The following is a 20,639-nucleotide window of genomic DNA, read 5'->3' on the forward strand; positions in this document are numbered from 1 at the left end:
GGAGGGTCAGGAGGCGCTCACAGGTCGACCGGGACCGTGAGCCGGGCGCGGAAGCCCCGCTCGACCGATCCGGACACGCTCGCGAGCTGGCGTACGCCGCCGTCGTCGCCGAAGACGCCGTAGGAGCCCAGCGAGACCCGCTCGAGGTTGGCCACCGACGCCGAGTAGCCCTCGGCCCGACGGTAGACCGCCATGCACTGGCGCCGCGGCAGCGCGAGCTGCGAGGTCGCCACCGGGTCGCCGCCGCCGGTCGCGTCGTCGACGGAGCGGAAGACCTCGACGTGCACGTGCGGCCATCGTCCCGGGTAACAGGCGGGCCAGATCGTGCGGAAGCCCATGCGACCCTTCGCACCACTGACCTGGACGCCGCGCAGGTAGTTCTGGTCCTCGATGCCCGGGGAGTAAATCGAGTAGCGCCCCTCGCGGTCGCAGTGCCAGGCGTAGACCGCCAGCCCGGCGGCCGGAGCGCACGTCGCGGTGTCGGTCAGGGTGAGCCTGATCCGCAGGTCGACACCCTCGGCGGTGCTTCCGGTGGTGCCGGCCGCGTCGCCGATGCTGGCACGGAGGTCACGGCGCACGATGCCGTCCTCGACGAGCACGTCAGGTCCGTTGGAGCCGTCACCGGGGTAGGGCCCGGCCGTCTCGCCCGGGATCTCCTCGACCGTGCAGGCCTGCGAGGTCACGCGAGCCAGCGCCGCGGTGGCCGCGCTCCCGCCCGAGAGCAGCGCGGCCGCTCCTGCGCCGGCGCCGCCGACGCCGAGCATCCCCAGGACGGCCCGGCGGTGGTGACGGTTCCTGCGGCGCCTCTGCTGCTCGCGCAGCACCACGAGGTCGTGGGCCAGGCCCTGGTCGAAGGGGTCGTCGTGGTCGTGGGACTCGTCGTGCCGGTGCTCGCTCATGGGCCGATCCCAGCGGCGACGGCTGGGTCGGGGCCTGCAGTGACCTGGCAGGGACCTGTGACCGCCCCGACCCGGGTGCCGCCGGGAAGGTTCGGGCAGCCCACGGCGTTGGGAAGGATGTAGGCAACGACCCGAGGAGGTCCCGTGTTCTTCACCCGCAAGCAGACCGACCTGATCGCTCCCGAGCAGACCCTGCCCGGTCGCAGCGAGAGCCCCTTCCGACTCGCCGAGCGCCACGTCGTGCTCGACGCCCCCGTGCGCACCGACGAGGCCCCCGAGGGCTACGAGGTCGCCGTCTTCGGCCTCGGCTGCTTCTGGGGAGCCGAGGAGATCTACTGGAAGACGCCCGGCGTCTGGTCGACGTCGGTGGGCTACGCCGGCGGCGACACGCCCAACCCGTCGTACGAGGAGGTGTGCTCGGGGCGCACCAACCACACCGAGGCCGTGCGGGTCGTCTTCGACCCCGCCCAGGTCTCCTACGCCGACCTCGTCAAGGCCTTCTTCGAGGTGCACGACCCGACCCAGGGCATGCGCCAGGGCAACGACGTCGGCACGCAGTACCGCTCCGCGATCTACTACACCTCCCCCGCCCAGGAGCAGACCGCGCGCGAGCTGACGAAGGTCTACGGCGACGAGCTGGCCCGCCGCGGCCTCGGCGAGGTCACCACCGAGATCCGCGAGGTGCCGACGTACTACTACGCCGAGGACCAGCACCAGCAGTACCTCGCGAAGAACCCCTACGGCTACCGCTGCCACGCCAACACCGGCGTGCGGTTCCCGCAGACCGCCTGAGCAGCGCCACCACCGTCCGGCGCCCGTAGCCGGACGGGCACACCCCCGGGCCGCGGCCCTCCAGCACCGTGGAGGACCGCGGCCCTGCTGCTGCCCGGACGACTTGAGCCCGTCCGACTCGGGTGCGGTAACGTAGGTAAGCCTCGCCTCACTTGAACGACGGTCACCTGCCTACGAAGGGGTCCCATGATCCGCCGCTCCCGGCTCGCGCCTGCTCTCGCGCTCGCCGTCCTCACGCCCGCACTGGTCTCCTGCAGCGGTGACGACGGGCCGAGCATCACCGTCTACAACGCCCAGCACGAGCAGCTGCTCGAGGAGCTGGCGCCGCAGTTCACCGAGGAGACGGGGATCGAGGTCGAGCTGCGCAACGGCAAGGACCTCGAGCTGTCCAACCAGCTGGTGCAGGAGGGCGACGCGTCGCCGGCCGACGTGTTCCTCACCGAGAACTCCCCGGCCATGTCCCAGGTCGAGGAGGCCGGGCTGTTCGCCCCGCTGCCCGGGGACCTCGTCGCCCCGATCCCGGCGCAGTACCGCCCCGCCAGCGGGTTGTGGACCGGCTTCGTCGCGCGCTCGACCGTGCTCGTCTACAACACCGACCTGGTGGACCCCGACGAGCTGCCGAACTCGATCCTCGACCTCGCCGACCCCGAGTGGGCCGGTCGCCTGTCCTTCTCCCCCACCGGCGCCGACTTCCAGGCCATCGTCGCCGCGGTGCTGGAGCTCGAGGGCGAGGACGCGACGCGGGAGTGGCTGGAGGGCATCAAGGCCAACGGCACCGTCTACGACGGCAACAACGTGGTGCTCGAGGCGGTCGACTCCGGTGAGTCCGAGGTCGGGATCATCTACCACTACTACTGGTACCGCGACCTCGCCGAGGGCGGCGACGTCAGCGACGACAGCGCGCTGTACTTCTTCGGCGACGAGGACCCCGGTGCGTTCGTGAGCGTCTCGGGCGCGGGCGTGCTCGCCTCGAGCGACGACGCGAGCGACGCCGAGAAGTTCGTGCAGTTCCTGGTGGACCGGACCGGCCAGCAGGCCCTGGCCGACAGCTACGCCCTGGAGTACCCCCTCAACCCCGACGTCCGGCTCGACCCCCCGGTCAAGCCCTTCGACGAGCTCCAGCCGCCCCGGGTCGACGTCTCCGACCTCGACTCGCGGACGGTGGTCGACCTCATGACCGAGGTGGGCTTCCTCTGAGCACCACGGTGACGGCGGTCCCTGCCGGCACCGGCGGTCGGCGGGCCCACCAGCGCGCGCCGTGGCCGCTGGTGCTCATCGGGCTCCTCGTCGCGGCCGCCTCCCTCGTCCCCCTCGGCTACGTGCTGTGGACCACCTCCGAGCTCGAGCCCGGGCAGGCGAGCGACTTCCTGGTCCGCCCGCGCGTGGGCGAGCTGCTGTGGAACACCGTGCGCCTGCTGCTCGTCGGGACCGCGCTCAGCGTGGCCCTCGGCACGGCCGCGGCGTGGGTGGTCGAGCGCACCGACCTGCCCGGTCGCGGCTGGTGGCACGGCCTGCTGTGCGCGCCGCTCGCGGTGCCCGCCTTCGTCAACGGCTACGGCTGGGTCTCCACCACCCACGCCGTGCAGAGCTTCGGCGGTGCCGTCCTGGTGGTGACGCTGTCCTACTACCCGCTGGTCTACCTGCCCACGGTCGCCGCGCTGCGCCGGCTCGACCCCAGCGTCGAGGAGGTGGCGCAGTCGCTGGGCCACGGGGCCCGCGGCGTCTTCTGGCGGGTCACGCTGCCCGCCATCAGCCCGGCGGTCCTGGGCGGCGCCCTCCTCGTCGGGCTCCACCTCCTCGCCGAGTACGGCGCACTGCAGCTGCTCAACTACCCCACGCTGACCACCGCGATCCTCCAGCAGTACGCCACCGTGTTCAACGGACCGCAGGCCACGCTGCTCGCCCTGGTGCTGGTCGGCTTCTGCGCCGTGCTGCTCGTCCTCGAGCTGGCCCTGCGCGGGCGTCGGCGGCGCTCGCGCGTCGGGTCGGGGGTCAGCCGGACCGGCGAGCGCGTCCCCCTCGGGCGGAGCAGGGCCGCCGTCGTCGCCGGCCTCTCCCTGCTGGTCGCCCTGGCGCTCGTGGTGCCCGTGACGAGCCTGCTGCGGTGGCTGGTGCGGGGCACCTCCACCCGGCTGGACGTCGACTCCCTGCTCGGTGCCCTCGGCTCCACCCTGGCCCTGGCCGCGGCCGGCGGTGCGCTGGCCACCGCGCTCGCGGTGCCGGTCGTGTGGCTCGCGGTCAGGCACCGCGGCCCGCTGGCCACGCTCGTCGAGCGCAGCACCTACGTCGCGGGGTCGCTGCCCGGCATCGTGGTCGCGCTCGCCCTCGTCACCGTGTCGATCCGGGTGCTGCCCGCGCTCTACCAGACGGTGGTGGTGCTGCTCGCGGCGTACGCCGTGCTGTTCCTGCCGCGCGCCGTGGTCAGCGTGCGCGCGTCGCTGGAGCTCGTGCCGCCCGGTCTCGACGAGGTGGCCCGGTCGCTCGGCTGCTCGGGCCCGGCGGCGGCCGCGCGGGTGACCGTGCCCCTCGTGGCGCCGGGCCTGGCCGCCTCGGTGGCGCTCGTGTCGCTCGCGGTCTCGACCGAGCTGACGGCCACGCTCCTCCTGGCTCCCATCGGCACCGAGACCCTCTCGACCCGCTTCTGGTCCGACGCCTCCTCGGTCGCCTACGGCGCCGCGGCCCCCTACGCCCTCGCGCTGGTGCTGCTGTCGGTCCCGGCGACGTGGCTGCTGGGCCGCGTCTCGCTCGGAGGGGCGTCGTGACGGCCGCGGCGCCAGCGCTGGAGGTGCGCGGCCTGAGCGTGGGCTACGGCGACGGCGACGTCGTCCACGACCTCGACCTCACCGTGACCGACGGGGTCACCGCCATCCTCGGCCCGTCGGGCTGCGGCAAGACCACGCTGCTGCGCACCGTCGCCGGGTTCGTCACCCCCCGCACGGGGACCGTCACGGTGGCCGGCCGGCCCGTGGTCGCCGACCGCACCGCGGTCGCCCCGCGGCACCGGCGGCTCGGCTACGTGCCGCAGGAGGGCGGGCTCTTCCCCCACCTCGACGTCGCGGCCAACGTGGTCTTCGGGCTCCCGCGCTCCCAGCGACGGGCCGCACGCGCCACCGTCGCGAGCCTCCTCGAGCTCGTCGACCTCCCCGACACCCTCGCCGACCGCTACCCCCACGAGCTGTCGGGCGGCCAGCAGCAGCGGGTCGCCCTGGCCCGGGCGCTGGCTCCCCGCCCCTCCATGGTGCTCCTCGACGAGCCCTTCTCCTCCCTCGACGCCGGCCTGCGGGAGGAGACCGGCCGCGCCGTCGTGCGGGCGCTGCGCCGGCGGGGTGCGGCCGCGCTGCTGGTGACCCACGACCAGGGCGAGGCGCTCTCCCTGGCCGACCAGGTCGCGGTGATGCACAGCGGACGGCTGCTCCAGGTCGGCCGGCCGGCCGCGGTCTACCTCTCGCCGGCCGACGAGCGCGTCGCCGACTTCGTCGGCCTGTCGGTGTTCCTCGACGGCACGGTCGAGGGGTCCGCGCCCGGTGCGGTGCGCTGCGCCCTGGGTGAGATCGGTCTGCGGGGTCCGGCCCCGGCGGGTCCGGTGCGCGTGGCCGTGCGCGCGGAGCAGGTGCAGGTGACCTCGGCCGAGCGCGGTGTGGCCGCCGAGGTCCTCGACACCAGCTTCTTCGGCCACGACGCCACCGTCCGGGTGCGGCTGGCCACCGGCGAGCTGGTCGTCGCGCGCACGCCGGCGGGCGTCGTGCCCCTGCCCGGGGAGAGGGTCGGCGTGGTCGTGACCGGCGACGTGGTGGCGTTCGCCTCGGACCGTCGGCCGTGACCGCGCTGCCCGCCCCCGGTCCGCTCGGCACCCGGCCGGAGCCCGACCTCGACCTGCGCCTCGACCTCGACCTGCTGGGGGGCGACCACGGTGACGTCGCCCTCGTCGACGGCGAGCGCCTGGTCACCTACGGCGAGCTCGCCGGGCTGGTCGCCGCCCGGGCCGCCGCCCTCGGCGGGACCCGACGGCTCCTCGCCGTCCGCGCCCGCAACGACCTCGACTCCGTCGTCGACCTCCTCGCCGCGTGGGCCCGGCGCCTCCCCGTCGTCCTGCTGGGGGCCGACGACGCCGCACGCCACCGCGAGGTGGAGCAGCGCTTCCTCGGGGCCGGCGACGAGGACCTCCACCCCGACCTGGCCCTGCTCCTGTCGACCTCGGGCTCGACCGGGTCGCCCAAGCTGGTGCGGCTCTCGCGCGCCAACGTCCTGGCCAACGCCGACAGCATCGCCTCCTACCTCGCTCTCACCACCGAGGACCGCGCGATCACCTCGCTGCCGATCCACTACTGCTACGGCCTGTCGGTGCTGACCTCCCACCTGCGGGCCGGTGCGGCCGTGGTGCTGACCGGTCTCTCGGTCACCGACGAGTGCTTCTGGCGCCTCGCCCGTCGCCACCGCGTCACCAGCCTGGCCGGCGTGCCCCACACCTTCGACCTGCTGGACGCCTCGGGGTTCGCCGAGCGCGACCTGCCCGACCTGCGCTACCTCACGCAGGCCGGCGGGCGGCTCGCTCCCGCCACGGTCCGGCGCTTCGCCGACCTCGGTCGACGACGCGGGTGGGACCTCTTCGTCATGTACGGCGCCACCGAGGCCACCGCCCGCATGGCCTACCTCCCGCCCCACCTCGCCGCGAGCCGGCCCGACGCCATCGGGCTGCCGGTGCCCGGCGGCGACCTGCGTCTCGCGCCGGTCGAGGGCCAGGACCTCCCCGACGGCGTCGGGGAGCTCGTCTACTCCGGGCCCAACGTGATGATGGGCTACGCCCTGGAGCGCGGCGACCTCGCGCGGGGCGGCGAGCTCGACGAGCTGCGCACCGGCGACCTCGGCCGGCAGTCCGACGACGGGCTGTGGGAGGTCGTGGGGCGCCTCGACCGCCACGTCAAGCTCTTCGGGCTGCGCCTCGACCTCGGACGCCTCGAGGAGGTGTGCGCCGTCCCCGTCCGCCTGGTGGAGCACGACGGCCGGCTCCACGTGTTCGTCGACCGCCCCCGGTCGGCGGCAGCGGCACGCGCGTCGCTGCGGGCGGCCACCGGCCTCCCCCACGGGGCCGTGGTGGTGCACACGCTGGCCGCGGTGCCGCTCACCTCGAGCGGCAAGGTCGACCACGCGGCCCTGCGCCGCCACGCCGCCTCCGCGGCCCGGGAGGCCTCGGCGCACGACGAGGGGGCAGGCCCGGTCACCGCCGAGCGTCTGCGCGACCTCTACGCCGTCGTGCTCGGTCGGCCCGACGCCACGACCGGCGACAGCTTCGTCGACCTCGGCGGCGACTCGCTGGCCTTCGTGGAGACCTCCACGCGACTCGCCGGCCTGCTCGGCGACCTCCCGGCGCGCTGGCCGCACCTGACCCCCGTCGAGCTGGCGCGCCGGGCGCGTCCCGTGCGTGCGTGGACCACCCTCCTCGAGGTGCCGACGGTCCTGCGCGCCGTGGCGATCCTGGCCATCGTCGCGTCCCACACCGACCTGGTGAGCCTCATGGGCGGCGCCCACGTGCTGCTGGCGGTCGCGGGCTACAACGTCGCGCGCTTCGCGCTCCCGGTGGAGGGACGCCGGCCTCGAATCCGCGCGATCCTCGCCACGGTCGCGGCGTTCGCCGTACCGGCCTCGGTCTGGATCCTCGTGGCCGGGGCGGTCACCGGCGACTACCGCCCCACGACAGCGCTCTACCTCAACCAGCTCCTCGGGCCCGACCGGTGGACCGACGACTGGGAGTTCTGGTTCCTCGAGGTCCTGGTGTGGAGCCTGCTCGCGCTGGCCGCCCTCCTCGCCGTGCCCGCCGTCGACCGGTGGCAGCGGGCGCACCGCTTCGCGGCCGCGATGGCCGCCGTGGTGGGCACCGTCGCGCTCCGCCTCGTGCTCGTGGGGTGGAGCACCGCCTCGCTGCAGGAGTACGCCGTCGCGACGGCCGCCTTCTGCGTCGCGCTGGGGTGGGCCGCCGCGGAGGCCCGGACCCCGGCGCAGCGGGCGGTCGTGGCGGCGGCGGTGGTCGTGGCCCTGGCGGGCTACTTCGGCGAGGACACGACCAGGCAGGTCGTCGCGGTGCTCGGCGTCGCGGCGCTCCTCCTGCGCCGGCCGGTGAGGGTGCCGACGCCGGTGGCGCGGCTGCTCGTGCCCGTCGCCCAGGCCTCGCTCTGGATCTACCTGACGCACTGGCAGGTCTACCCGCCCCTGGAGGACGCCGGGCACCCCTGGGCCGCCCTCGTGGCGAGCCTCGCGGTCGGCCTCGCCGCGGCACGGGCCCACCGGGTGCTCCTCGCGACGACGAGGCGGTCCGGACCACCTCGCGCCGCTACCCTTCGGCGGTGACCCCACCCCTCGACGCCCCCGCGGCGCCCCCGTCCCACCGGGTCGCGGCTGCGCTCGACGTCGCGGTCAAGACCCTCCTGGTGCTGCTGCTGGTGGGCCTCGTGCTCCGACCCGATCTCGGCAACCTCGAGGGCAAGGGCGCCACCGAGCGCGCCATCGCCTACCCCCTGCTCTCCTTCGCGCTCCCGGCGTGGTGGTGGCTGCGCGGCCGCGGGCGCACCGACTTCCCCTGGATCGCGGACCTGCTCATCAGCATCACCTGCTTCTCCGACCTGCTGGGCAACCGCCTCGACCTCTACGACACCGTCCGACGCTTCGACGACGTCGTCCACCTGGTCAACACCGGCCTCCTCACCGCGGCCTTCCTGATGCTCACCCTTCCCCGCCGGTCGACGCGCGGCCAGCACCTCGAGCGCGCTCTCGCCTTCGGCGCCACGGCCGCCCTGGCCTGGGAGCTGGCCGAGTACGCCGCCTTCCTCGCGACCTCCCAGGCCTCGGACCGCTACGCCGACACACTCGGTGACATGGCCCTGGGGGTCGTCGGCTCCGCTGGTGCGGCCCTCCTCGTCCACCGAGCACGCGACGCACGGCCCGCAGCCGCCCCGCAGCGGCGCCCGGCCGCGCAGCATGAGCACATCGCCGTCTGAACCTGGAGCGGTGCCCGCTCGGACCCGATCGCTGGTGGGGTGGTGCAACTCCCACCAGGTCGCGCTCTACCTCGTCGCGATGCTGGGCGGGGCGCTGCTCGGTCTCGCCGCCCCCCGGGCCGCCCCGTCGCTCGAGCACGCCATCAACCCGGTGCTGGCGCTGCTGCTCTTCGCGACCTTCCTGGGGGTGCCCCTCGTGGAGGTCGGCCGGGCGTTCGGCGACCTCCGCTTCCTCGCAGCGGTGCTGGGCGGCAACTTCCTGGTGGTGCCGCTCCTCGCCTTCGGGCTGTCGCGGTTCGTCGCCGACGACCGGGGGCTGACGCTCGGCGTGCTGCTGGTGCTGCTGACCCCGTGCATCGACTACGTCATCGTCTTCGCCGGCCTGGCCGGTGGCGCCCGGGCCCGACTGCTGGCGGCCGCGCCTCTGCTGATGCTCGCGCAGGTGCTCCTCCTCCCGGCGTACCTCCTCCTCTTCGCGGGCGGCGACGTCCTCGCGGTCGTGGAGCCCGCGCCGTTCGTCGAGGCCTTCCTCGTCCTGATCGTGGTGCCGCTCGCCGCTGCGGCGCTCGTGCAGGCGCTGGGACGTCGCCACCGCTCCGGGCGCGCCGTCGAGCGAGCCACGGCCGGCGCCATGGTGCCGCTGATGATGCTCACGCTGACCGTCGTGATCGGGTCCCAGATCGCCGCGGTCGGCTCCGAGGCGCTGCAGCTGGCCCGCCTGGTGCCCCTCTACGCCGCCTTCGTCGTGCTCGCCGTGCCGGTCGGCCTGGTCGTGGGCCGGTCCGCCGGGCTCGACGTGCCGGGCACGCGGGCGGCCGTCTTCTCCGTGACGACCCGCAACTCGCTGGTCGTGCTGCCGCTGGCCCTCGCGCTGCCCGAGCCGCTCGCGCTCGCCCCGCTGGCCGTCGTCACCCAGACGATGGTCGAGCTGCTGGCCATGCTGGTCCTCGTACGGCTGGTCCCCCGGCTCGTGCCGTCCTGGCCGTCCCGCGCCCGGTAACCGGTCACCGCTCGCCGGTAGTCGGTCGCTGCGGGCTCGTCGTCTGCTCCTTCGTCGCGGCGCTCGCAACGGATGGGTGCGAGGGCGGGTGACGTGGTCGACAGCCCCATTGCGTGATTAGCCGCCGCCTCACTGGTTCTCTGGATGACATGTCACCCAAGCGCGCCGCCCTGCTGTCCACCCTCGCGAGCGCGGCCCTGGTCGCGACCGGCGCCGGCGCCGCGCAGGCTGATGGGTCCCGCACCGACAGGTTCCCGGCCGACGGGCAGTCCCAGCTGGTCGGCCTGCAGCAGCAGGACGCCGACGGCAGCCAGCAGCTGGGCGTGCTCTCGACCTCGCACTCGGGTGAGCGGCGCCAGTCGCAGCTGCTCGGCGCCCAGCAGAGCTCGCGGGAGGGTCAGCAGCAGGCCGGCCTGCTCTCCCGGCAGTCCGACGACCGCGGGCGCACGCAGGACCAGCTGCTCGGCGCCCAGCAACAGGACTCCCGTGGCGACCAGCAGCAGCTCGGCCTCGCCCAGCAGCAGAGCGGAGGCCGCCAGCAGCAGCAGGCGGGGGCGCTGCAGGGCCAGCGCTCCGCGCCCACAGCGGCCACGCCCAGCACCCGCCTTGACCTCGCCGGTCTGATCGTCCTGGTCGTGCGATGAGCGCCGCGCCCGCCTTCGACGGTGTCCGCCTCGAGCTCACCGCGGCCCAGCGCGGACTCTGGTACGCCCAGCAGCTGGACCCCGACAACGTCGTCCTCAACATCGCGCACTACCTCGACGTGCCCGGCGAGATCGACGGCGCCGCCTACCGCAACGCCTGGGCTATGACGATCGACGAGATCGACGCGCTCCACGCCGGCTTCGGGGAGGACGCCGACGGCCCCTTCCAGCTCGTCGGCGACGGTGTGGACTGGGAGCTGCTCGAGCTCGACCTGCGCGACGAGAACGACCCGGAGGGGGCCGCCCGGTCGTGGATGGAGCAGGAGCTCCGCTCACCGGTCGATCTCGCGGCACCGCCGCTCTTCTCCGTCGCGCTGCTGCGCGTGGCCGACGGGCGCACCTTCTGCTACCAGCGCATCCACCACCTCGCCCTCGACGGCTACGGCGCCACGCTGGCGATGCTGCGGGTCAACGTGGTCTACAACGCACTCGTGCACGGCACCGACCCCGGTGAGCCCTTCACCGGTCCGCTGGTCGACCTGGTCGACGACGACCGGGAGTACCGCGCCTCGGACCGCTCCCAGGACCGCGACTTCTGGACCCGCGCGCTCGACGGCAACCCCTCGCCCACCCTGCTGGCCGACCCGCCGCAGGGCCTGCCCGACCAGCTCTCCCGCTGCAGCCGCGACGTGCCGGCGGCGACCGCCGAGGCCCTGGTGGCGGCAGCCAAGGACATGGGAGTCTCGCGCTCCACCCTGCTCATCGCCGCCTTCGCGGCCTACCTCCACCGCTTCACCGGCGACCGCGACGTCGTGCTGGGACTCCCGGTCACCGCGCGACGGGGCAAGACCTCCAAGGCCGTGCCCGGGATGGTCTCCAACATCGTGCCGCTGCGCCTCGACGTGCGCCCCGACACCGCGATCACCGACCTCGCGGCCCAGGTCTCCAGCCGGGTGCGGAGCCTGCTCAAGCACCAGCGCTACCGCCCCGAGGACATCCGGGCCGACCTCGGCCTCGGCCGCGACGCCCGGCTCGCCGGGCCGACCATCAACATCCTGCCCATCGAGGGCACGCTCGACTTCGGCGGCCACCCCGGGACCCTGCACAACCTGTCGGTGGGGCCGGTCGACGACATGTCGGTCGTCGTCTCCCGCGCCCCCGACGGCGAGGGCCTGCGCATCGACGTCGACGTCAACCCCGCCCTCTACGACACCGCGACCCTCGAGGGGCACCTCTCCCGATTCCTGGTCACCCTGGGATCGGTCGCCCGCCACCACGGCTCCACCGTCGGGGCCATCCGCATCGCCTCCGACGCCGACCGCGACGTCATCGCCGGCGCCACCCACGGCACCGCGGTCGACGTCGTGCAGCGCACCGTGCTGGACTTCTTCGAGTCCCAGGTCCGTCGCACCCCCGACGCCACCGCGCTGGTCGCCTCCGACTCCAGCGCGACCTTCAACGAGCTGGACCGCCGGGCCAACCGGCTGGCCCGCCTACTGCTGGCCCACGGCGCCGGGCGCGGCACCGCGGTCGCGGTCGCGCTGCCCCGGCGCTCGCAGTTCGCGATCAGCCTCGCAGCGGTGCACAAGGCCGGCGCCGTCGTGATGCCGATCGACCCGGAGTACCCCCCGGAGCGGGTGGCCCACATGCTGGGCGACGTCGCTCCCCGGGTCGTGGTCACCGACGTCTCGGTCGCCGACCGGCTGCCCGAGCTCCCCGAGGGCGCCACGCTGCTCGTCCTCGACGACCCCGATGTCCTGACCGACGTGCTCGGCCGCTCCAACGCCCCGGTCACCGACGAAGAGCGCGGTGGACGTGTCGGCGCCGGTGACCCGGCCTACGTCGTCTACACCTCGGGCTCCACCGGCCGCCCCAAGGGCATCGTGGTGCAGCACCGCTCGCTGGTGAACCTGTTCGTCTCGCACAGTGCTGAGATGTTCGCCCCCGCGCGCGCCGCGGTCGGCGGGCGGCCGCTGCGGGTCGCCCACATCACCCCGGTGTCCTTCGACGCCGGGTGGGACCCGATCCTCTGGCTGATCGGCGGCCACGAGCTGCACCTGGTCGACGAGCGGACGATGGCCGACCCCGAGGCCCTGGTGGACTTCCTCACCACCCGCGAGATCGACTTCGTCGAGACCACCCCCACCTACATGGAGCAGCTGGTCGCCTCCGGCCTCCTCGGCCGGGCCGGCGACTCCGTGCGCGTGGTCGCGCTCGGGGGCGAGGCCGTCGGGCGCGAGCTGTGGGATCTCCTGGGCGCGCGCGAGGACCTGCTCGCCTACAACCTCTTCGGCCCGGCCGAGTCGACCGTCGACGTCGTCACCACCCGCATCGGCGGCCACGACTCCCCGGTCATCGGCCGCCCGGTCGCCAACACCCGTGCCTACGTGCTCGACCCGGGCCTGCAGATGAAGCCGGTCGGCGCGCCGGGCGAGCTCTACCTCGCCGGAGCCGGCCTGGCCCGCTCCTACCTCGACCAGCCGGGCCGCACGGCGGAGCGCTTCGTGGCCGACCCCTTCGGCGGACCCGGCGACCGCATGTACCGCACTGGGGACGTCGCCCGCTGGCGCGCCGACGGCGTGCTGGAGTTCCTCGAGCGCGTCGACGACCAGGTCAAGGTCCGCGGGTTCCGGGTGGAGCTCGGTGAGATCGAGGCCCGGCTCGGCGAGCGCGACGACGTCCGCGCCGCCGCCGTGGTCGTCCGCGAGAGCGACGGCGTGCAGCAGCTGGTGGCCTACGTCGCCGGCGACCCCGCGTCGCTGACCCCGGCCGCCCTGCGCGAGACCGTCGCGGCCGCGGTGCCGGCGTACATGGTGCCGGCGCTCTACGTCGTGCTGCCCGAGATGCCGCTGACGCCCAACGGCAAGCTGGACCGCGAGGCCCTGCCCGTCCCCACCGGCGAGGAGACGGCGGCCGGCGCGGGCCGCGACCCGCAGACCCCGCAGGAGCGGCTGCTGGCCGGTCTCTTCGCCGAGACCCTCGGACTGCCGAAGGTCGGCGTGGACGACGACTTCTTCGACCTCGGCGGGCACTCGCTGCTCGCGACCCGCCTGGTCAGCCGCATCCGCAGCGCCGCGGGCGCCGAGCTGCCCATCCGCGCGCTCTTCGACCACCCGACCGTCGCCGGGCTCGCCCGGCAGCTCGTCGGGGCGCCGCAGAGCCGCACCGAGCTGCGCCCGATGCCGCGGCCCGAGGAGCTGCCCCTGTCCTTCGCCCAGCGGCGGCTGTGGTTCCTCAACCGGCTCGAGCCGGGCAGCGCGGCCTACAACATCCCTGCTGTGCTCCGGCTGAGCGGCGAGCTCGACGCGGCGGCGCTCGAGCACGCGGTGCAGGACCTGGTGGCGCGTCACGAGACCCTGCGCACCACCTTCCCCGAGATCGACGGCGAGCCCCGCCAGGTCGTGGCGGACCCCGCGGACGTCGACCTCGAGGTGGCGTACGACGACCTCCGCGACGCCCCGGCCGAGGGCCCCGGCTGCGCCGACGACGTGCAGCGCCGCGAGATCGCCCGCGGCTTCGACCTCACCCGGGAGCTGCCGCTGCGGGTGCGTCTGATCAGGCTGGGCGAGGACGAGCACCTCCTCTCGCTCGTGCTGCACCACGTCGCCGGCGACGGCTGGTCCCTCGGCCCGCTCGCCGCCGACCTGGCGGTGGCCTACGCCGCCCGGGTCGACAACGGCGTCCCGCCGGACTGGTCGCCCCTCCCGGTGCAGTACGCCGACTACACGCTGTGGCAGCGCGAGCTGCTCGGCGCGGAGGACGACCCCGACAGCGAGATCGCCCGCCAGCTCGAGCACTGGAAGCGGCAACTGGCCGGTCTGCCCACCGAGATCGACCTGCCCCGCGACCGGACCCGGCCCCGCGAGCCCGCCGCGGCCCCGGCCGACGGCGCCGGGTCGCAGGTCGAGGTCCACCTCGACCCCGACCTGCGCGACGCGCTCGCCGCGGTCGCCCGCGCCCACGACGTCAGCCTCTTCATGGTCGTCGAGGCCGCGCTGGCCGCGCTCCTGGGACGCCTCGGCGCCGGCGAGGACGTCGCGATCGGCGTGCCGGTGGCCGGCCGCACCGACGAGGCCCTCGACAGCCTCGTCGGGTTCTTCGTCAACACCCTCGTCCTGCGCAACGACCTCTCGGGCGACCCGTCCTTCGACGAGCTCGTCGAGCGCGTGAAGTCGACCGCCCTGGACGCCTACGCCCACCAGGACGTGCCCTTCGAGCGGGTCGTCGAGGAGGTCTCCCCGGAGCGCTCGCTCACGCGCCACCCGCTCTTCCAGGTCATGCTGGCCTTCCAGAACAACGCACCGGTCGAGCTCGCGCTGCCCGGGCTCGACGTGACGGTCGACGCCGCGGCCGGGCCCGCCGGTGCCAAGTTCGACCTCTCGGTCGACCTCGGCGAGGTCGAGCGGCCCGACGGGCGCACCGCCATCGTCGGCGCCGTCGAGTACGACCCGGCGCTGTTCGACGCCGCCACGGTGCGCGACCTCGTGCTGCGCTTCGAGCGGCTGCTCGGCGCCGTCGCGAGCGACCCCGGCGCCCCTGTCGGGGCGGCCCCCCTGCTCGACGACGCCGAGCGCGCCGCCGTCCTCGGGGCCACCGACCGCCGCGACCACGCCCACCGCGCCACCGTCGTGGACGCCTTCGCCGACACCGTCGCCGCACGTCCCGACGACGTCGCGCTGCGCGTCGGCGACCTCGCCCTGGACTTCGCCGCGCTCGACGCCCGCTCGGCCCGCCTGGCCGCCGTGCTCGTCGGCGCCGGCCACGCCGGCGAGCGGGTCGGCGTCGCCCTCCCGCGCGGGGCCGACCTCGTCGTCGCGCTCCTCGCGGTGCTGCGCGCCGGTGCGGTCTACCTCCCGATCGACCTGGAGTACCCCCGCGCCCGCATCGAGCACATCGTCACCGACGCCCGACCACGCACCGTGCTCACCGACGGCGCCTCGGTCGGCCGGCTCCCCGAGGGCACCCCGACGCTGCTGCTCGACGACGAGGCGACCCGTCGCCGGCTCGCCGGGCCGCACGCCGGGGACGACCTCCCCCGGGTCGCGCCCGAGGACGCGGCGTACCTCACCTACACCTCGGGGTCGACCGGACGCCCGAAGGGCGTACTGGTCGACCACGGCGCCCTGGGCAACCTCCACGCCCACCACCGGCACACGCTCCACGACCCCACCGCCGGCCGGCTCGGCCGACGGGTCCGCATGGCGCACACCACCGCGGTGTCCTTCGACGCGGCCTGGGACCCGGTGCTGTGGATGATCTCGGGTCACGAGCTCCACCTCGTCGACGACGACACCCGTCGCGACCCCGGGGCCCTGGTCTCGCTGGTGCGCGAGGCGGGGATCGACGCGGTCGAGACCACGCCGTCCTACGTGCAGGCGCTGATGGCCGAGGGCCTCGGCGAGACCGGTCTCAGCCTCGCCCTGCTCGGCGGCGAGGCCGTCGGCTCCGCGCTGTGGCGCGAGCTGCGTGCCCACCCCACGGTTCGTGGCGTCAACCTCTACGGGCCCACCGAGGCCTGTGTCGACACCGTCGTCGCCGACCTCGCCGACCACCCGACCCCGGTGCTCGGCCTGCCCGTCGACGGCGTCGCCGCCCACGTGCTCGACTCCCGGCTGCGTCCCGTGCCGGCCGGCGTGCCCGGCGAGCTCTACCTCTCCGGAGCCGCGCTGGCCCGCGGCTACGCGGGCCGTGCGGCCCAGACCGCCGAGCGCTTCGTGGCCGACCCGCACGGCGCGCCCGGCTCACGGATGTACCGCACCGGTGACCTGGCCCGGCGCACGCGCGACGGCGTGCTGGAGTTCGTCGGCCGCGTCGACGACCAGGTGAAGGTCCGCGGCTTCCGCGTCGAGCTCGGTGAGATCGAGTCGGTGCTGCGGGAGCAGGACGGCGTCGCGGCCGCCGCGGTGGCCGTGCAGGACCACCCGGCCGGCGCCGGCCGTCTCGCGGCCTGGGTGGTGCCCACCACCGGCGACGAGGTCGACCTCGCCGTGGTGCGCGCGGGCGCCGCGGAGGCCCTGCCCGACTACATGGTGCCCACGGCCTGGGCGAGCCTGAAGGCACTGCCGCTGACCCCCAACGGCAAGCTCGACCGCGCCGCCCTGCCGGCTGCCGAGGCCACGGTCGCCGGCGGCCGCGAGGCCCGCACCGACGACGAGCGGACCCTTGCGCGGCTCTACGCCGAGGTCCTCGGGCTCGACGAGCCCGCCCCGGTCGACCACGGCTTCTTCGACCTCGGGGGCCACTCCCTGCTGGCGACGCGCCTGGTCAGCCGGGTGCGTGCGGAGCTGGGCGTCGAGCTCGGTGTGCGAGCCCTCTTCGAGTCGCCCACCGTGGAGCGTCTCGCCGAGCGGCTGCCCGGAGCCGCCCACGCCCGGCGTGCCGTCACCGCCGCACAGCGGCCCGCGCTCGTGCCGCTGTCGTGGGCGCAGCACCGGCTGTGGTTCCTCAACCGTCTCGAGGACTCGAGCGCGGCCTACCACATCCCGCTGGCCCTGCGGCTCAGCGGCGACCTCGACGAGGACGCGCTCGAGGCCGCCCTGCGCGACCTCGTCGCGCGCCACGAGGTCCTGCGCACGACGCTGCCCGAGACCGACGGCGAGCCGCACCAGCTGGTGCACGACGACGTCGACCTCGTGCTCGAGCGGCGCGCCGTCGCCGACGCCGATCTTGAGGACGCGCTGCGCCGCCGCGCCGAGGCGCCGTTCGACCTCGCCGTCGACCGTCCGCTGCGCGCCTCCCTGCTGACCCTCGCTCCTCAGGAGCACGTGCTGCTGCTGGTGGTGCACCACGTCGCCGCCGACGGGTGGTCCCTCGGTCCGCTGGGCCGCGACCTCGCCGAGGCCTACACCGCGCGCCGGGCCGGGCGCACCCCCGACCGGGCGCCGCTCGCCGTCCAGTACGCCGACCACGCCCTGTGGCAGCACGACGTCCTCGGCGGGACCGCCGAGGAGGGCAGCGAGCTGGCCGACCAGCTCGCGTGGTGGTCCGAGCGGCTCGCGGACCTGCCCGCCGAGCTGGACCTCCCCACCGACCGCCCGCGCCCGACGCACAGCAGCAACGAGGGCGGCGAGGTGAGGTTCGCGATCGGGGCCGACCTCCACCGCCGCCTCGTCGACCTCGCCCGCCGCCACGACGCCAGCGCCTTCATGCTGCTCCACGCCACGCTGGCGGCCCTGCTCACCCGGCAGGGCGCCGGTGAGGACGTGCCGCTCGGCACCCCGGTGGCCGGACGCGGCGACGAGGCCCTCGACGACCTCGTCGGGTTCTTCGTCAACACCCTCGTCCTGCGCACCGACACCGCCGGTGACCCCACCCTGCCCGAGCTGCTCGACCGCGTGCGGCGCTCCGACGTCGAGGCGTTCGCCCGCGCCGACCTGCCCTTCGAGCGGCTCGTCGAGGCGCTCGCGCCCGAGCGGTCCCTCTCGCGGCACCCGCTCTTCCAGGTGATGCTCACCGCCGAGGCGGAGACCCCCGGCGACCTGGGGCTGCCCGGGCTCGACTCCGAGGTGCTACCGGTGGCCGCGGGCTCGGCGAAGTTCGACCTGTCGTTCTCGGTGGCCGAGCACCACGCCGACGGCGCGCCCGCCGGCATCAGTGGCGTGCTCGAGCACGCCCTCGACCTCTACGACAAGGGCACGGCACAGGCGCTCGCCGACCGGTGGGTCCGCCTGCTCGAGCGGTGGCTCGACGCCCCCTCGACCCCGCTGTCGGCGGTGCCCCTGCTGACCGAGGTCGAGCGCGGGGCGGTGCTGCCCGACCTCGTGGACACGCGCGAGCCAGCGGCGGCGACCGTGCTCGAGACCTGGTCACGCACGGTCGAGGCGCTTCCCGACGAGACGGCCCTGGTCGCACCCGGTCCTGACGGTCCCGAGTCCCTCAGCTACGCCGAGGTGGCCGAGCTGGCCGACCGACTGGCCGGCTGGCTGGCTCGTCGTGGTGTCGGTCGTGGCGACGTCGCGGCTCTCGCGGTGCCCCGCTCCGTGGCCAGCGTCGTGGGTCTGCTCGGCATCCTGCGGTCGGGGGCGACCTACCTGCCCCTCGACCCCGGGCAGCCCGCCGGACGCACCGAGGCCGTCCTCCGGGCCGCCTCCCCCGCCGTGGTGCTGGACGCCGCGGATCTCGGCGCCGTGCTGACCGGCACCGACGCGGTGCCGGAGCTGCCGCAGCCCCCGGCCCTGCCCGAAGGTCCGCGACCCGGCGACGCGGCGTACGTGCTGTTCACGTCGGGGTCGACGGGCGAGCCCAAGGGCGTCGTCGTCGAGCACCGCTCGCTCGCAGCGCTCCTGGCGCACCACCGCGAGGCCCTCGTGGCGCCCGCCGCGCGCGAGGCAGGACGCCGGCTGCGGGTCGCGCACACCACCGCGGTCACCTTCGACGCCTCCTGGGACCCGGTGCTGTGGATGCTCTCGGGTCACGAGCTGCACCTGGTGGACGACGAGACCCGCGTCGACCCCGAGGCGCTGGTGGCGCTGGTCTCCGAGCGCGGGATCGACGTGCTCGAGACGACGCCGTCCTACGTCGCCGAGCTGCTGCGCCTGGGGCTCCCGGACCTCGCGGTCACCGCGCTGGGCGGCGAGGCCGTCGGCGAGGACCTCTGGACCGACCTCGCGACCCGACCCGGGCGAGCGGTCAACCTCTACGGACCGACCGAGTCGACCGTCGACGCGGTGGTGGCCGACCTGGCCACCACGGCGCACCCCGTCATCGGCAGCCCGGTCGCAGGCACCCGCGCCCTGGTGCTCGACGACCGGCTGGCGCCGGTCGCCCCCGGCGTGCACGGCGAGCTCTACCTCGCCGGGGCCGGGCTGGCCCGGGCCTACCTGGGTCGGGCGGACCTGACGGCGGAGCGGTTCGTCGCCGACCCCTACGGCCCTCCCGGCTCGCGGATGTACCGCACCGGCGATCGCGCCCGTTGGACCGCCCGCGGCGACCTCGCGTTCGCCGGGCGGGTCGACGAACAGGTGAAGGTGCGTGGCTTCCGGGTGGAGCCCGGCGAGGTCGACGCGGTGCTGGCCGCCGTCGACGGCGTCGCCCGCGCCGCGACCGTCGCCGTCACCGACGGCTCCGGGTCGACCGCGCTGGCGTCCTACCTGGTGGCCGAGCCGGGCGTCGGGCTCGACATCGACGTCGTGCGGACGGCCGCGGCGCAGCGGCTGCCCGCCTACATGCTGCCGGGCGCGATGGCGGTGCTCCCCGAGCTCCCGCTGACCGCCCACGGCAAGCTCGACCGTCGTGCCCTGCCCGAGCCCGAGACCGTGCGGGGCAGCAGCGGCACCCCGCCCCGCACACCGCGCGAGCGGGTGCTCGCCTCGCTCTTCGCCGAGGTGCTCGGGACGTCGGAGGTCGGGGTCGACGACAGCTTCTTCGCCCTGGGCGGGCACTCGCTGCTGGCCACGCGACTGGTGTCGCGGATCCGCAGCGCGACCGGTGAGGCGCTGCCCGTGCGGGCCCTCTTCGAGACCCCCACGGTGGCAGGACTCGCGGCCCGCCTCGACGGGGAGCCCGCCGCGGACGTCGCCGGCGCCGCGGGGCTGGAGCGGCTGCTCACCCTGCGCGCCGACGGCGACCGGGCTCCCCTGGTCGCGATCCATCCGGTCTCGGGCCTGGCCTGGCCCTACGCCGCACTCGCGCCGCACGTGGCCGACCGGCCGCTGCTGGGGCTCCAGGCCCCCGGGCTGAGCGCCGACGACCCGCTGCCCGACGACGTCGAGCAGCTCGTGGACGGCTACGTCACCGCGCTGCGCCGCGTGCGGCCCCACGGGCCCTACGCCCTGCTGGGGTGGTCGCTCGGCGGTGTCCTGGCCCACCGGGTCGCGGCCCGCCTGCTGGCCGAGGGCGAGGAGGTCGAGCACCTCGTGCTGCTGGACTCCTACCCCCACGCCGTGCCGTTCGCGGCCGACCCCGACGATCCCGAGCCAGCCCTGTCCGCCTACCGGGAGGCCCAGGGGGGCTCGGCCGACGCGCTGCTCGACCTGCTCGGGGCCGAGGGCGCGCAACGGCTGGCCGGTGCGGTCGGCGCGGTCGGCGCGGTGCTGCGCGAGGCCGGCGACCCGCCGAGCATCGACGTGCCGACCACGCTGGTGGCAGCGACGCCGGGCCCTGAGGGCACCCCCCTGGCCGACCAGTGGACGCCGTACGTCGGGTCACGACCCACCGAGCATCGGGTCCCCCACGCCCACTTCGACCTCCTGGACCCCACGGCGCTGGTCGACGTGGGCCCTGTGGTCGGCAACACGCTCGCGGGACCACACCGGTGACGGCGCGGCCGCGAACCACCACGGTGCCCCGGCGACCCCGCGGCCACGACCACCCCACG

The 20,639-nt window shown here is 75.2% G+C and carries 10 protein-coding genes; 9 read left to right on the top strand and 1 reads right to left on the bottom strand.

From position 1 onward, the window contains the following. Positions 1 to 17 precede the first annotated feature (17 nt). Positions 18 to 899: a 3,4-dioxygenase subunit beta gene (locus M3673_RS04200; protein ID WP_251531936.1), complete on the bottom strand. Its 882-nt coding sequence runs from the start codon at positions 897 to 899 to the stop codon at positions 18 to 20. Positions 900 to 1,043: 144 nt separating this feature from the next. On the opposite strand from M3673_RS04200, the gene msrA reads away from it, so the two are divergent. The 9 genes from msrA (at position 1,044) to M3673_RS04245 (ending at position 20,580) form a co-directional block, all read left to right on the top strand. Continuing rightward, positions 1,044 to 1,691, top strand: a complete 648-nt coding sequence (gene msrA, locus M3673_RS04205) for a peptide-methionine (S)-S-oxide reductase MsrA (RefSeq protein ID WP_251532030.1) — start codon at positions 1,044 to 1,046, stop codon at positions 1,689 to 1,691. A gap of 186 nt (positions 1,692 to 1,877) precedes the next feature. Then, positions 1,878 to 2,888: an iron ABC transporter substrate-binding protein gene (locus M3673_RS04210; protein ID WP_251532032.1), complete on the top strand. Its 1,011-nt coding sequence runs from the start codon at positions 1,878 to 1,880 to the stop codon at positions 2,886 to 2,888. Between the two features lie 8 nt (positions 2,889 to 2,896). Continuing rightward, positions 2,897 to 4,453 (top strand): iron ABC transporter permease, encoded by a 1,557-nt coding sequence (locus M3673_RS04215; RefSeq protein WP_251532053.1) that lies wholly within the window; start codon positions 2,897 to 2,899, stop codon positions 4,451 to 4,453. Further along, on the top strand, positions 4,450 to 5,511 hold the full coding sequence (locus tag M3673_RS04220) for an ABC transporter ATP-binding protein (RefSeq protein ID WP_251532061.1): 1,062 nt from the start codon (positions 4,450 to 4,452) through the stop codon (positions 5,509 to 5,511). Before M3673_RS04215 ends, M3673_RS04220 begins: the two co-directional genes overlap by 4 nt. After that, a complete protein-coding gene (locus tag M3673_RS04225; protein WP_251532078.1) occupies positions 5,508 to 8,033 on the top strand; it encodes an AMP-binding protein in 2,526 nt (841 codons plus the stop codon). Before M3673_RS04220 ends, M3673_RS04225 begins: the two co-directional genes overlap by 4 nt. Beyond that, entirely contained in the window at positions 8,030 to 8,680 is a 651-nt protein-coding gene (locus tag M3673_RS04230) for a hypothetical protein (RefSeq protein WP_251532080.1), read from the top strand. Before M3673_RS04225 ends, M3673_RS04230 begins: the two co-directional genes overlap by 4 nt. A 10-nt stretch (positions 8,681 to 8,690) precedes the next feature. After that, positions 8,691 to 9,680, top strand: a complete 990-nt coding sequence (locus tag M3673_RS04235) for an arsenic resistance protein (RefSeq protein ID WP_251532082.1) — start codon at positions 8,691 to 8,693, stop codon at positions 9,678 to 9,680. Positions 9,681 to 9,829: 149 nt separating this feature from the next. After that, positions 9,830 to 10,324: a hypothetical protein gene (locus tag M3673_RS04240; protein ID WP_193662231.1), complete on the top strand. Its 495-nt coding sequence runs from the start codon at positions 9,830 to 9,832 to the stop codon at positions 10,322 to 10,324. Then, positions 10,321 to 20,580 carry a non-ribosomal peptide synthetase gene (locus M3673_RS04245; protein WP_251532084.1) on the top strand — a complete coding sequence of 3,420 codons (10,260 nt, stop codon included), beginning with the start codon at positions 10,321 to 10,323 and terminating at the stop codon, positions 20,578 to 20,580. The genes M3673_RS04240 and M3673_RS04245 overlap by 4 nt, the downstream gene beginning before the upstream one ends. Positions 20,581 to 20,639: the final 59 nt, after the last annotated feature.

This window comes from Nocardioides sp. P86 (genome assembly GCF_023712465.1).
GTDB classification, from domain to species: Bacteria; Actinomycetota; Actinomycetes; order Propionibacteriales; family Nocardioidaceae; genus Nocardioides; species Nocardioides kribbensis.